Annotated in this window: 13 protein-coding genes and 1 CRISPR repeat array; of the genes, 1 reads left to right on the top strand and 12 read right to left on the bottom strand. The window is 61.3% G+C overall.

The window, feature by feature from the left end; genetic code table 11:
• Positions 1 to 52: 52 nt before the first annotated feature.
• The 12 genes from tnpC to HA630_RS07070 all read right to left on the bottom strand — a co-directional run bounded on the left by tnpC (position 53) and on the right by HA630_RS07070 (position 13650).
• Positions 53 to 1612, bottom strand: a complete 1560-nt coding sequence (gene tnpC / locus HA630_RS07015; protein ID WP_371809220.1) for an IS66 family transposase — start codon at positions 1610 to 1612, stop codon at positions 53 to 55.
• A gap of 74 nt (positions 1613 to 1686) precedes the next feature.
• Positions 1687 to 2019 carry an IS66 family insertion sequence element accessory protein TnpB gene (gene tnpB, locus HA630_RS07020; RefSeq protein ID WP_166833616.1) on the bottom strand — a complete coding sequence of 111 codons (333 nt, stop codon included), beginning with the start codon at positions 2017 to 2019 and terminating at the stop codon, positions 1687 to 1689.
• Positions 2016 to 2354, bottom strand: a complete 339-nt coding sequence (gene tnpA, locus HA630_RS07025) for an IS66-like element accessory protein TnpA (protein WP_166833614.1) — start codon at positions 2352 to 2354, stop codon at positions 2016 to 2018. The genes tnpB and tnpA overlap by 4 nt, the downstream gene beginning before the upstream one ends.
• A 128-nt stretch (positions 2355 to 2482) precedes the next feature.
• A CRISPR array of direct repeats spans positions 2483 to 3295; the repeat unit is 36 nt; unit sequence GTTTCAATCCACGCCCGCCATTGCTGGCAGGCGAGC.
• 212 nt (positions 3296 to 3507) lie between these two features.
• Entirely contained in the window at positions 3508 to 3798 is a 291-nt protein-coding gene (gene cas2, locus HA630_RS07030) for a CRISPR-associated endonuclease Cas2 (protein WP_166833622.1), read from the bottom strand.
• A 10-nt stretch (positions 3799 to 3808) separates the two neighbouring features.
• Entirely contained in the window at positions 3809 to 4855 is a 1047-nt protein-coding gene (gene cas1c, locus HA630_RS07035) for a type I-C CRISPR-associated endonuclease Cas1c (RefSeq protein ID WP_166833624.1), read from the bottom strand.
• Between the two features lie 8 nt (positions 4856 to 4863).
• Positions 4864 to 5523 (bottom strand): CRISPR-associated protein Cas4, encoded by a 660-nt coding sequence (gene cas4, locus HA630_RS07040; protein WP_166833625.1) that lies wholly within the window; start codon positions 5521 to 5523, stop codon positions 4864 to 4866.
• Between the two features lie 14 nt (positions 5524 to 5537).
• On the bottom strand, positions 5538 to 6422 hold the full coding sequence (gene cas7c / locus HA630_RS07045; protein ID WP_166833627.1) for a type I-C CRISPR-associated protein Cas7/Csd2: 885 nt from the start codon (positions 6420 to 6422) through the stop codon (positions 5538 to 5540).
• Between the two features lie 17 nt (positions 6423 to 6439).
• Positions 6440 to 8338: a type I-C CRISPR-associated protein Cas8c/Csd1 gene (gene cas8c / locus HA630_RS07050; RefSeq protein WP_166833629.1), complete on the bottom strand. Its 1899-nt coding sequence runs from the start codon at positions 8336 to 8338 to the stop codon at positions 6440 to 6442.
• Between the two features lies 1 nt (position 8339).
• Positions 8340 to 9053, bottom strand: coding sequence for a type I-C CRISPR-associated protein Cas5c (gene cas5c / locus HA630_RS07055; protein WP_166833631.1), 714 nt, complete (start codon positions 9051 to 9053; stop codon positions 8340 to 8342).
• Complete coding sequence (cas3, locus tag HA630_RS07060; RefSeq protein WP_243855384.1) at positions 9046 to 11592, bottom strand: CRISPR-associated helicase Cas3'; 2547 nt, start codon at positions 11590 to 11592, stop codon at positions 9046 to 9048. Before cas3 ends, cas5c begins: the two co-directional genes overlap by 8 nt.
• Before the next feature lie 36 nt (positions 11593 to 11628).
• Positions 11629 to 12624, bottom strand: coding sequence for a YafY family protein (locus HA630_RS07065; protein ID WP_166833635.1), 996 nt, complete (start codon positions 12622 to 12624; stop codon positions 11629 to 11631).
• A gap of 138 nt (positions 12625 to 12762) precedes the next feature.
• Positions 12763 to 13650 (bottom strand): LysR family transcriptional regulator, encoded by an 888-nt coding sequence (locus HA630_RS07070; RefSeq protein ID WP_166833637.1) that lies wholly within the window; start codon positions 13648 to 13650, stop codon positions 12763 to 12765.
• 109 nt (positions 13651 to 13759) lie between these two features.
• Between HA630_RS07070 and HA630_RS07075 the strand changes: the two genes are divergently transcribed.
• A partial coding sequence (locus HA630_RS07075; protein WP_166833639.1) for an aldehyde dehydrogenase family protein occupies positions 13760 to 13962 on the top strand: 203 nt, incomplete at its 3' end.

Raw genomic sequence — 13962 nt, forward strand, 5'->3', positions numbered from 1 at the left:
GTAAGCGCGCGGTGATCCCATGTTGACCGCCACTGGCGGTCATGGCTGAGACTCAGATGGCACCGGTTTGCCAGCGATGCGGCAAGAGTTCGTCGATGCGACTGGCCTTGTGCGTTGGCAGCCGCGTGAGCACATCCTTGAGGTAGGCATACGGGTCGTGCCCGTTCATGCGTGCCGACTGGATCAGACTCATGACGGCCGCCGCTCTCTGGCCCGCGCGCAGGCTACCGGCAAACAGCCAGTTGTTGCGGCCGATGGCAATGGGCCGGATCTGGTTCTCGATCCAGTTGTTGTCCACGGGCAGTTGTCCGTCATCTGCAAACCGGGTCAGCGCCACCCAGCGCCGCAGGCTGTAGTCCAGTGTTTTGGCGGTTGCCGATCCGTCGGGGACCTGGCGCCGTTGCAGCGTCATCCATTCGTGCAGGGCGTCCAGGATCGGCCTTGTCTGCTGCTGTCGAACGATTTGCCGTTGTTCGGCGCCCAGTTCCTTGACTTCGCGCTCGATCTCATAGACCCGGGCGAACTGTTGGAGGGCGAACTCGGCGATCTGGCTCTGGTTGGCCGCGTGCAGATCGAAGAACTTGCGCCGGGCGTGGGCCAGGCAGCCCACCTCGGTCACGCCGCTGGCGATCAGGGCCTTGTAGCCGCCGAAGTCGTCGCAGGTCAGGCTTCCCTTCCAGGCCTTGTCGGTGCCATGGCCTAGGAAGCGCCGGGCATGCTCGCCCGAGCGGGACTCGCAGAAGTCGTAGACCACGGCTTTGATGCCCTCGAACGCCCCCGGCGCATAGGCCCAGAGGTAGGCGCGATGCGTCTTGCCATCGCCGGGCTTGAGCATGGCCACCGGTGTCTCATCGGCGTGCAGCACCCGGTGGCTGAGGATCTCGTCCTTCAAGGCCTCGACCAGCGGCTGCAACCGCACCCCGCAGGTGCCTACCCATTGCGCCAGGGTCGAGCGCGGGATGGCCAGGCCGGCGCGGCCGAAGATCGCCTCCTGGCGGTACAGCGGCAGATGATCTGCGTATTTGCCCACCAGCACCTGGGCCAGCAGGCCCGTGGTGGGGATGCCTTTGTCAATGACGTGCGCCTGGACCGGCGCCTGTTGAATGGTCTCGCACTGGGCGCAGGCCCACTTGCCGCGGATATGGCGCTCCACGCTGAAGACACCGGGCACGTAGTCCAGCTTCTCGGCCACGTCCTCGCCCACGCGTTTCATCTGGCAGCCGCATGCGCAGGTGGTAGACGTGGGTTCGTGGCGGATCTCGCGGCGCGGCAGGTGCGCCGGCAGGGGCAGGCGCTTGGCTTGTTTCTTCTCGGGAGTGGGCGGTGTTTGCGTCTGCGCCAGCGCGTCGATCTCGCTGGCCACGGCCGCCAGGTCGGCCTCGATCTCGTCTTCGAGCAGGCTCTTTTGCTCGGGGTTGAAGCGTTCGGACTGGGCTGCGAACTTCATGCGCTTCAAGAGCGCGTTCTCGTGCGTGAGCTTGTCGATGAGGGTCTGCTTGAAGGCCAGTTCCTGGTCCTTGGCGGCAGCGGCCTGCAGCATGGACAGCAGCGCCGAGCGCAGTTGCTCGGCGCTCAGGCTCTCCAGCGATTGCGGCTCCACCACCATGAGCATGACTGTGCCAGCACCGACACCGCTGCGCCATTGGCGCATGCACCAATTGGCAGGCAGAAGGCCAGCAATCAGATTCAGAGCACGGTGATGACACCACCATCGGCCAGGCGCTGCCAGGGCAGGCCCAGCACCAGAGCATCGAACTGTGGACGGCTGAGCGTAGCGGTCAATGCCCCCTCACGCGGCCAGACGAACTTGCCACTGTTCAGGCGCCGCGCTGCCAGCCACACCCCGATGCCGTCGTGCACCAGCACCTTCATGCGGTTGGCACGCCGGTTGGCAAACAGGTAGGCGTGATGCGGATGTGCTGCGCCGAAGACAGCCACCACACGGGCCAGGGCCGACTCTGTTCCGGCACGCATGTCCAGTGGCTCGGTGGCCAGCCACAGGGCGTCGATGCGGATCACTTGAGCAGGTCCCGCATCCAGGCCGCGCAGTGCTCGGCGGCCGAGACCGGCCAGGTCAGCGACACGCAGGTGGCGCCACGGCGCAACTCGATGCGGATGTCTGGAGCCGGCGCGCAGCTGGGCGCAGGTAACGCCACAGGCACGAAGGTCGGGACTTGCACCTCTGTGCTCGGGGCATGAGCCAGTCGGCGCCACTTGTGCACGACGTTGGCGTTGATGCCGTGCGATAGCGCCACGCTGGCCACCGAGGCTCCGGGCTGGGCGCACTCGGCCAGGATCTGCTGTTTGAGTTCGGCGCTGTGGCGCCGACGGGTCTTGATCTTCGCTTCAGTCATGGTGTCCACCTATCTCGTTTGGTGGACACCATCGTTGCCGCTTGGGCCGTCGACCTCAAGGGTGGGATGACCGCACGCTTACGGCAGGCGAGCAAGTACCCGGACCTGCCCTACCCCGACCGGTCGCTGTTTCAATCCACGCCCGCCATTGCTGGCAGGCGAGCGCCCAGCGACACCTCGATCTTGGCGCCGGTCTCGGGTTTCAATCCACGCCCGCCATTGCTGGCAGGCGAGCGGATCATGACGAGGGCGGCCACGCCGGCCAGGCTGGTTTCAATCCACGCCCGCCATTGCTGGCAGGCGAGCTCGGTGGTGATGTTGCTAATCCCCAGGCTGGTGTCGTTTCAATCCACGCCCGCCATTGCTGGCAGGCGAGCACTTCGCGGCCAACACCGCCCCGCCTGGGTGGCTGTTTCAATCCACGCCCGCCATTGCTGGCAGGCGAGCGTCCTGGGCCTGCCACCCGTACACCGTGCGCTCATGTTTCAATCCACGCCCGCCATTGCTGGCAGGCGAGCCGGCCAGCGCGATGCCGATGGGGTTCGTCAGCATGTTTCAATCCACGCCCGCCATTGCTGGCAGGCGAGCCGTGGCCGCTGACGATGGCAGTGCTGTTGCTGTCTGGTTTCAATCCACGCCCGCCATTGCTGGCAGGCGAGCCCCGGACCACCACCACGACGGCGCCGGTCTGGTCGTTTCAATCCACGCCCGCCATTGCTGGCAGGCGAGCCGTCCTTGACGTCGCCGTCGGCGCTCAGCGCGTGGTTTCAATCCACGCCCGCCATTGCTGGCAGGCGAGCGTGGCGGGCTTCGGCATCACCGACAACACCTGGGCGTTTCAATCCACGCCCGCCATTGCTGGCAGGCGAGCGTGTTGCTCGGTTTCATTTCGTGCCGTTCAGGAGGTTTCAATCCACGCCCGCCATTGCTGGCAGGCGAGCCCTTCCCTTGCAACCTCCAGATTTGAAGCCATAAAAACCCCATCTTGCGCGAACCCACAGTGCAACACGCGTGTACGTGCCTCACCAGCATTAGCAATCGGTGGTTTTTTCATAAAAATCAAAGGGCTGGGGAAGGCGCGAACCACTCAGAGCAGCTCACGGCACTTGGGGTTCGCGTTGTGATCTTAAATCCTAAGTCCGCAAAGGGTACGTCACATGACCAACGGACCGTCGAAATTTACGGCCTTAAAGTTCCCATATTCACGCACTTCTGCACCCCGTGTATCTGGCAAGCGGTACAAGCGGAGGCAATCTTGTTCGGGATTGATTTCGGCAAGCAGACGCTGCTCCAGCACCTCGAAGCCCATGAGATCAACACGGCACTCGAAAACCGACTTCTGTACTCGCTGCCCTGTACTTTCGCAGACCTTCGCAACCCGCCTCAGCCTGCGTCTTCCGGCTGAAGTCTCGGTATTGACGTCGTAGCAGACGATGATCAGCACCGCACGCCCCTCATCGAACCAAAAACGGCAAATAAGACAACGGCTCACCCCCGGCGTCCGTCTCGGCACGAATGGCGCGAGCCATCAAACGGGCCTGCACCAGCGGCACCAATCCCAAAGGCAGGACCTGTGCCAAGACCGGGTGTCGAACCTCCTCTTGCTTGCGCTCCTGGAAGGCCACAACAACCGCCTTGCGTGCCTCGTCCGTCAAAGAAACGCCACCACCTTCTCGTACAAGAAAGTCACCTGCGCGAATTTGTCCGCGGTTCACCAAGGACAAGGCCAGACGATCGGCAAACGGCCTGAACTCCTCCATCAAATCCAGAGCCAACGCCGCGCGCCCTGGGCGCAGTGCATGCAAAAACCCCACCTGCGGATCGAGACCCACAGCCTCCAATGCGCTACGGCAATCGTTCATCCACATGGCATACAGAAACGACAATAAAGCATTCATACGATCACGCGGCGGTCGTCGCGTGCGGCCATTCATAGAAAAAGTCGGACGCAAGTCCGCTTTGAGCAACAAAGGCTGACACTCGAAGTACTGTCGGGCCGCCTCGCCCTCCAGTCCTCGCAACACATCCAAGTCACAAGCGCTAGGAAGCGCCCGAAGCGTGGCCGCCAAATCCTGCGCGCCGCGCGTCAGCAACGCCGCTTCGCTCGCTGTTTTCGCCTCTCTGGCACCGCGCTGCAAAACCTGCCGAGAGTTGCGGACCTTCCCGGCCACACAAGCCCGCGCAAAGTCCAAGGTAAACGCCGCATTTAACGACTGCAGATGCTGGGCTCGACGCAACAACACGTTGCCTGCCGTGGCCCCTTCCAACCGCGCTTTGAACCGCCCGCTTTCTTCCAAAAGCACAAGCGCCACGCCCTCATCGGCCAATCGATGCATAAGGGGCAAAGACAACCCAACCCTGCCAAAACACACGACCGCCTGCAAATGGTGCAGGGGTACACGCAAGCGGGTGTCATCCTGCACCTGGACACGCAACGTATCGTTGTCCAGCCGCAAATAGCTGTCTTGCGTGTTGACATACAGGGTATTGAGCAAGTGCATGAGGGATTTCAGCCGCCCATGTCGGCCTCTGGATTGAAAAGTGCTTGTCTCGCCTGTCGCATGGCCACTCCTTGCCAGGCTTCGGGCTGGCAACGGTCATGCAAAGAACAAGCGCGGCAACGCTGTACAGCCGAACTACCCTCCAATGGTGGGGGTAGCTTCTGGGTGCGGAACATGCCGCGCACGGCATCGACAACGTGCAGTACCTGCTCGCGCAGCGCAGGATCGATCACAACCACACGACGGCGTTTTGAACTGGCATAGTAAATTGCCCCCTCAGGGACATCGACCCCAAACATCGTTTCCAGACACATGGCCTGGGCAGCCAATTGAAGGTCGTCGCAAGCAGCTATGTTCGCCGCTTTGTGCCTGCTGCCTTGTTTGTATTCAACGGGGTAAGGTCGCCTGGCCTTGTCAAACTCCACCACATCGGCCTTTCCAATCAGGCCCAAGTGATCGTGCCATAGCGGCAGTGCATGCTCCACCCGCACGCCCTTGGCGGTCTCAACACCCGGTTGATCCACCCGCTTGTGCACGGCCTGCCCCCGCAGGGTGTGGACGTTCTCGTCAAAGGCCTGATCCAGATGGATCAGGCCGCACTGCCGTGGACAGTACGCCCAGTGCTGCAGTGCTGACAGGGGGATGGGGTCTTCTTCAAGACTGGCCATACCCATCTCTGACGTCAGAAGCCGTCCAACTCTTCTGGAACGAGGTCAGGCAAATTGGTGAGCGCGTAAGAACCGTCAGCGTTGACCACAACGGAACGGTGAACCTTCGCTGCCGAGTACTGACCGGCCTTGCTGTTGTGCCGCCACCAGAGCACCTTGAGCACCTCCATGCTGCCTGCTGGGCGCGCCGAAGACTCGTCGTTCTCGAACAAACGTGGCAACACCGCTTTGATGGCCTCGGCATCGGCTTCAGAGAACTTCGTCTTTTCAGCCAGTTGGGGATTCATGCTGCCGTAGAAGGCATACACACCATGGTCCACGCGATGCTTCATCCCCATGGTGTCGGAGCCTCGCTTCGAGCCATCACCTTCGCCACTGACGCTCTTGGTGATCTGCATGCTGGTCACATCGATGGGCTCAATGCTGAATGCAGACTGCACGGTCACCGGACCACGTATGCCAATCGACACACCGGTATCGCCTTCATCATCGGCGCCGTCTTCCTTTTTCTTCCCAGCCTTCTTGCCGCCTTTCAACGCAAACAACTGCCCAAAAGCGCGCACATCGATCCACTTTTTGCACGCTATCTCCGCCGTCTTGTCCCCACCCAGTTCTTTCCCGAGAACGGCTTCGGCACGGGCACGCAGACTCTTGGCCTCATCGGCTTTTCGATCATCCGACTGGACAAAGATCATGTTGCCATCGTCGTTCTTTCCCGCTTCGACCCACCGCTCCAACAGCCGGTCTCGGATCTTTCGTTTGAGAGCGACGTCGCTCATCTCGCCGAAGTTGGCGTAATCGGTGCGCGGCCGGTTGCCGTTCAGTGGGTCTCCGTTCGGATTGGCGTTCTTTACGCGAATGATCACGGCGAAGTCGATCTTGTTTTGCAGGATGGTCATGGTGTGTTCCTCTCTGGTCAGTCGTCAGTAGATTCTTGGGGAGTGTCGGACTCGGTTGCCTTGGGTTGCATCAGCGCACGGCGTTGGCAGTGGTAACCCAGCAAAAACTCACCCGTCAGCGCCTTGTTGTCCATGAAGTCATCGCCACGAAATGAGGCAACGATTTCGTCGTGCAGCTTGTCCAGTTCATGCATCGCCCCGCCGCGTTTTGCACGCAAGCGAGATTTCGCCGGGGCCAAAGCCAACTCAATGGTCCGCCAGGTGCTGGCCGGCCGGTCAGCAAAACGCTGCATCAACTTTGTAGCCGCGGTGTCGCGCTTCTCGCCACCGACATGCAGCGCGAGGCTCTCAATGCGCTCGGCCAAGGCCAGCAGGCGCCCATACAGATAGTCCCGGCTGCACCGGTCAGCTTCCAAGTCCATTTGATAGTCCTCTCTGTTGCAAAAACCTCGATACAAGCCGCAGGCAATGCCCAGGCACTTTTCCCATTCCCAATGATCCAGGCCCACGCGGTTGCAGGCGCGTCGGATGACTGAACTCACCAGATCGCGGGGCAGAGGCTGACCATCAATGATCGATGGAAGCAGGCGCTCAACCACGGCCTTCTTGAGCTTCTCGTCCAGACGACGACCGTAGGCGCACTCCGCGATGTCATGGGGTGCGGGCGCTCCAACGAATCGCTTCTCCTTGCTGAAGTTTTGAAACCAGGCATGGCGGATGTGCCAGCTTTCCACCCGCTCCAAAAGTTCTGATCCCTTCAGCTCGCGGTAGTAGGTGATGGCCATGCGCCCAGGTGTCGCAGAGTCCAATCCCATCACCACCACATCGTCTGTTGCGCCAAGCTGGGCGCCATAGCCGCGCAGCTTCTGCCTAAGTCGCTGAGCAAGGGCCTGCCCGGCATCGGCATGCAGCTCAAGTTGCGGTGCAGACTCGATCTCACCCGGTTCATCAATCAGGTCAAGCGTGCTCAAGAAGGGGTCAGGAACAGGTGTCCCACCAACTGCCCAGCAAACAATGACCTGATCACCCTGCCTATAGGCTTGCCGATGGATCAACCAACGCAATGCGTTGTGCGCTTTCTGTGTGACCTCATAACCGACGCCACTTGCTTGAAAGCCCGTGTCGTCGGTAAAACGCCCCCGAAACGTGTATCCCGAACTGTCGTTTGCGCTGATCAGCTTGGCACCATCTCCCGCATGTCGAATGCGCTTGGGATGACTGGCCGCCAGGTTGGCTTGCAGTTCGCCAGTAACCAAGCACAGCCCCTTGGCCGACTTGGTAGAAGCATCAAATCTGGCCCATGAATCCTGAAGGCTCTCATCTAGCCAGACCTCCGAAGGGAGTTGATCCGGGTCACGCACCTGCCAGCGAATCAACGCATCGCCTTGATCACGTTCGCCCGCCTTGGCGGTCAGCACCTTGAAGATCTCTGGTGTGTCGCTGGGATCTGTCCACCGCGTCAGCAGCATATTGTCAGGACCAACGTGCAGCACACGCTCTTTGACCAAGTCTGCTGTGAGACTGTTGCTGCTGATGTAGTTCAGCACTGCCTGGGCCTTGCGATGCACGAAAGGAGATTGGCACCAGTTCGCGAGCTGCTCTTGATATTCCGTGAAGAAGGACGGTTTTGCTCCACCGAATTCTGGATAGTCACCGGCGCAGTACTGGACCTTGTCGCAGAGAGGATGTGGTGGTGGTTTTGTCCCCACACGACCGGCCGATGCTTCGGTCGCAGGAATCGCCGTCTCGACTTTCCCTATGAACCTTGCCGACTCGAATTGCCCGGAAGAATCGATGGTGACCTCAATATGCGCTTGCTGGTAGGCATGGCTAACAGGAAGCAGCTTCTCTGCCCCTTCCGGTTCGTTTCCCCGGCAAGCGTCGTAGGTTTCGTTCAGCTTGTGCAGCCAACTCATCTCACACCTCCAGATCAGCTGCTTCGAGGCCGACGCTGCGCAACTTGCCTTGCCCGAATTTCTTGGCACCCATCGGCCGAATGTCCTTGCGGATACTGCAGGCATCCGGCCTGGGAAACTGGACTCGCCCGTTAACCATCCTCGGTTGCCAGAACCTTGCCTGCAGAACGGGGCTCCCCGTCTCATCGGGATAGTCGAACCCGTGAAAGCTCAATCCGTACGCAACTTCATCGATGTCGTCGTAGTGACCCGCACCGTCGCCAAAGGCACAGGGCTCCACGTAGCCTTGGCAGTCGCGAGTGCCCAGGAAGATGTCTTGTCGGCCACCCAAAGCAAGGGACCTCTGCGCAATCGCGAAATGCTTGCCCTCTATCCTGTCGTCCTCAAGCTCTGGTCGGTGTTCGTTCCACTCAAAGTGCGCACGCACCTGGTATTCCACATCCGCCAGAAATGTGTAGATCGCGAGCGTGTTACCACCGCCGTAATCAATGGGCTTGGTGCCCTTGGTCTGCGTTCGTATGGGCTTAATCACCCGCACCTCATCAACGACCCACACAAAAGTCGGCTTCCAGTAGATGGACTTGGCAATACCCTTCAACGCCTCATACGTGGGCAAGTGGTATGAGCACTTCTCGCCACCCACACGGGTCAATGGATCGGTGAACAGCGCATGGCGTGCCCATACCTTGAACTCGATGCTGTTTCGACTACCCATGAAGATCCTCCATAAGCCCGGTGGGCGTATCTGACAAACCGAACTCATCACTGTAGTAACGCGAATCCGCGAGGTACAAGATTCCAGTTCCCTCTCGGACCTCCCGAATGGCTCCAGCTTTGCTCAGCGCGTCTAACTGATGAGCAAACACGTTGACACTGTATTGCTGCGCTCTCCGCAGCAACTCAAACTCTTTCTCCGGCAGGAAGGCGGCGCACAAATCAGCAATCAGCGCCGTCCCTTCTGAGGAGTACGGAACAATGACGCCTTGCGTGGGCGCGTTAATGGCTTTGAATGCCTTGGCGGCTGTCATGAACGACTGTCGAAAGCGAAGCGGCGGCGGTGTTCTTCCATGGTTCTGCGCGTAGTCGCTGGCGGCCTTTTCGTTAGCACCCAACAAGCTCAGAAGATCGTCATCTCTCCCGGTCACATCCCGAGCCAATGGGTAGCTCATGTCGGCCGATCTCGCGAAGAAGTACTCTCGGTAGTAGCGCGACATGGCGGCGGGACCGATGCAACTTCCATTGAAGCGAGACGGGTCTTCGGCGAAGTCGGTCAGAACCCCTTCCGCCTTTTCCTTTCCGATGCGGATGTCATGAAGGCTGCTCAGGTTCTCATCTTCGGCTCGGGGATTGACCACGTAGACCATCCCCACCGTCCGGCGACCGTTCCGATTGCAACGGCCAGCAGCTTGTGCCACTGAGTCAAGGCCAGCCGAGAATCGAATGACTGTCCCGAAATCGACGTCCACCCCGGCCTCGATCAACTGCGTGCTGACACACAGCGTCGGCTGCACGGCGTCTGATTGGAGGCGCGACCGGATTGCGTTGAGTTTGTTTTTTCGGTGAGTGGGACACATGCCTGTACTGAGATGAAAGACTTCTGCATCTGGGTGCTGGCGACACAGCTGAAAAACTGCTTGAGCAACTTTCTTTGTGTTGGCAATCACCAGACAGCTACCCACCTCATTGACCTGCTCGATGGCCAGGTCGCTCACTTCTGCCAGTGACCACCCCCCAGGCTTTCTACGGTAGGACACCTCGACGCGCTTCAAGTCATCGAAGAGCTTGGCAACGTTTGGCATGATGTCGTGCCGCTCTGACAGACGAATAGCACCTCTGCTTGGGTTCACCTCGTGAAGCAATGGTTGTGTGGCGGTACACAACACGACGGTCGACCTGCAGTGATCGACAAGGAAGTTCATCGCACTGTTGAAGAGATGCACGCAGTTGATCGGCAGGCTTTGCACTTCGTCGAATATCAGCACAGAGTTCGCAAGCTGATGCAATCGCCGCGCGCCCCGCGTTCCTGCGCCAAAAAGCGTTTCCAGCAACTGAACCATCGTGGTGTAGACCACGGGCGCGTCCCAGTTCTCCGAGAGCATCTTGGAGCGCCAGTGCTGCTTGTCTGGCGTCAGGTTCGAATGGTGCTCAAGCACGACACTGCCAGACTGGACTCCTTCTGGCTCCAGGATGCGACGGACCACCTCAGCGTTTTGGTCAATGATGGACGTAAAGGGAATGACATAGATGACCCGATCCATGCGATGCCGCTTGGCGTGGTGCAGCGCAAACCGCAGACTGGCGAGCGTCTTTCCCCCACCGGTCGGCACGGTCAAGGAATAGACATCACCGGATGGCCGAGCTGAGGCCGCGCAACAGTGATCGGATATGTCTCGCCTAAGCGCATCAATCGGATGAACAGAAGGGAAGACCTCTATATGGCGCTCCAGGCGCTGAACAAGCGCGTCCCATTCTTCATATCTCCCAAGGTATCGGTGACGCGCTCGCCCTGGATACTCGAAGTCTGCTGAATCGATTCGATCTGCGTCGATCAGACAGCTGAACAGTGCCCGCACCAAGAGCCCTTGCTGAAGTTTTTGGGAAGGACTCTGATTCTTTTCTTCTTTGCTTGCACCTGGTGCCTTGTCATGCAGATTGCGGAGCCACAGCAGCAGCCCATTGGTCAGGTCTGCGTCCTCCAGAAGTGCCTCAACGCGCCCCCTGATCGCAAGCTCCATCCTGGAGACCACTTCATGCAAGTGTGTTTTCTCATGTTCCTTGCTGATGCGTTTGGAAAACCCGTCCTCGACAGGGCGCCCCGGGTTCAGCGTCAGGCAATCGATCAATCCTGAGTGGTGCGACGCCACGCAAAGGGCCATCACCTGGGCTATGGCATGGTGTGCTGGACTTCTGGAAGCCAGTTCCCTCCAGATGAGCTGGGCCCCACTGGTTGAGTGATCCACCTTGCCCTTCAGGCCGGTTGCATCGACAAAGTCCTCGTCTTCATCCTGGTTGATCAAGCCAGTTGCGGACTTGATGTACGACTGAAACTCGTCGCTGTACTTGCCAAGGTCGTGGAGTAAGCCAATTAGCTCACCGTGCTTTTGCAGCCTGAACTTAGCAGCAAACGTTGCGGCGAGCCCACCGACGCTTTCAAGGTGCGTTCTCAGTGGCTGAACACTCGCGTCCGCCCGAACGTGAGCGATGGCCTGTCTAGCTGATTCTGTATGCGTCGAGTTCATGCTTGATGTGTTCATCACTTGGTTGGGAGTTTGAGGCGCATCGGTCTCAATTCATGAGACACCCCACCGAGCCACCCCCTCCCGCATCTGCTCCAGCACCCGCTCGCGCAACGCCGCAGGCCCCAACACCTCCACCTCCGGCGTGTGCCGCAGGATGTCCATCACCAACTCGCGGTCGTCGCTGTACGGAATCTGCAGCAGCCAGCGCCCCTCGCGGTCCCACTCGCCTTTCTGCGCCGGGTGCCACTGCTCCGCCGCCACCCAGCGGGCGCGCTCGGGCGAAAAGCGCAGCGTGGCCCATTGCACGGCCTTGCCGCTGAAGATGCCGTAGCCGTTGCCCAGGGTCTGGTCCAGCTCGTCTTCGGGCACGTCGATGGCCGGTGTGCCTTCAATGTGCGGCTGACGGATGTTGTCGAGGCTGAAGCTGCGCAGTTCGTCGCGCGCGTGGCACCACGCGTCCAGCATCCAGTTGCTGCGGTAGTGGACGAGGCGCTGGGGCGAGACGCTGCGTTCGCTGCTCTGGCCGGAGCCGCGCGCCTGGTAGTGAAAACGCAGACGCTGGCGTTGGGTGAGCGCCAGCCCCACGGTCTCGAAGCACTGCGGTGGCACGCGCCGCTGCATCAGGCCAATGACGCGGACGCGCCCGCTCAATTCGTGGGCGGCGGTGGTTTCCAGGCCGGACTGGCGCAGTATTTGTTGGAGCCGCCACTCCAGCGGCTCCAAATGCCGCTGCATCAGATCGCCCGGCTGTATGGCTTTGAGCAAGTGCTCCAGCGTCAACAGCGCCAGCACCTCCGAAGGCTTGAACCACAAGCCCGCTAGCTCTTGAGGCGCATCTGCCGTCGGGCCGGTCGAGCGCCATTGGTAGCACTGCAGCACCGGGTCCCAATGAATGGGGTGGCCCAGCTCGTCGCGCAACCAGGCCAAGTCGCGCATGAGCGTGGCGCGGGAGCTGCCCGTTGCGTCCTGCAGCTCGGTGCGGGTGATGCGGCGCCGCGCCCGCAACAACCCCACCAGGTGGTGCAAACGTTCTGTTTTTTTCAGCATGTCCCTCCCTGGACCGGCGATTTTTGAACCGCTCAATACATGGGGACTTTATAGCTTATTTATCAAACGCTTGGGGCATTCGTGGCACTCGACGGCAGGCATCGTGGGCCTCTGGCTACGCAGCAACTCTCGACGAACTCACCCCCACACCTCCCCCAACGCCGCCCAAGCCGCCTCGATCGGCGGCTCGGCCGCTCGAGCGGCCAGGCACACAAAACTGAGCACGCAGTCCAGCGCCACCCGGTCGGCCACCACCAGGCCGCGCGCCTGGGCTTCCCGAATCGCCACCGAATCGCGCACCAAGCTCAGGCCCACGCCGGAGCGCACCAGGTCCAGCATGGACGCTTCCTGGTCCACCTGCGCCACACGGCGCACGGCCAGGCCCTGCGGCGCCAACGCGCGGCGCAGCAGCCGGTGGTGGGCGCTGGCGGCGGGGGTTTCGATCCACGGCAGGCTGGCCAGGCCGCGCCAGTCCTGCCCCAGCACCTGCGGGCCCCAGCCGGCCGGCGCCAGCACGCGGTAGGTGAAGGGGGTGAGCGCGCGCACCTTGAACGGCGCGCCGGCACGCTCCTCGTTCGGGTCGCCCAGGTAAAAGCCCACGTCCTGCTCGCCGGCCTCCAGCCGGGCCAGCACCTCGCCGCTCATGCCCTGGCGCAGCACGGTTTGCAGCTGCGGGGCAGACTCCACCAGCGCCTTCAGGAAGGCGCCCAGGCGGGTGAATTCGGGGTCGAGGATGGTGCCGATGCGCAGCGTGCCGCGCACCTGGTGGTGCAGGCGCTGGGCGGCGCCGACGAATTCGCGCTGGGCCTCCAGCACCTTGTCGGCCAGGGGCAGCAGCGCGGCGCCGTCGGGCGTGAGCCGCATGCCGCGCGGGGTGCGCTCGAACAAGCGCAGGTTGAGCCGTTCCTGCAGGGCTTTGACCTGCAGGCTGACGGCGGGCTGGGTGAGGTGCAGGCGTTCGGCCGCGCGCGACAGGCTGCCCTCGCGGGCCACGGCGGCGAACACGCGCAGGGCGGCAATGTCCATGGCCAGATATTAAACAAGCTTATGGCTGACCGCAGAATTTCTCAGTGTTCAAAACGGGACGGTGCGGCTACAGTGGCCCCCATTGCCATATTCCCCACTTAGACGAACCATGAGCCAGACCCCCACCCCCATCGGCCACTACGTGCAAGGCCAAGTGGCCGCCGGCGCCAGCGGCCGCGCGCAAGACGTGTTCAACCCCGCCACCGGCGCCGTGACCGGCCGCGTGGCGCTGGCCAGCACCGCCGAGGTGAACGCCGCCGTGGCCGCCGCGCAGGCCGCCTTCCCGGCCTGGGCCGACACCTCGCCGCTGCG

This window comes from Aquabacterium sp. A08 (assembly GCF_011742065.1).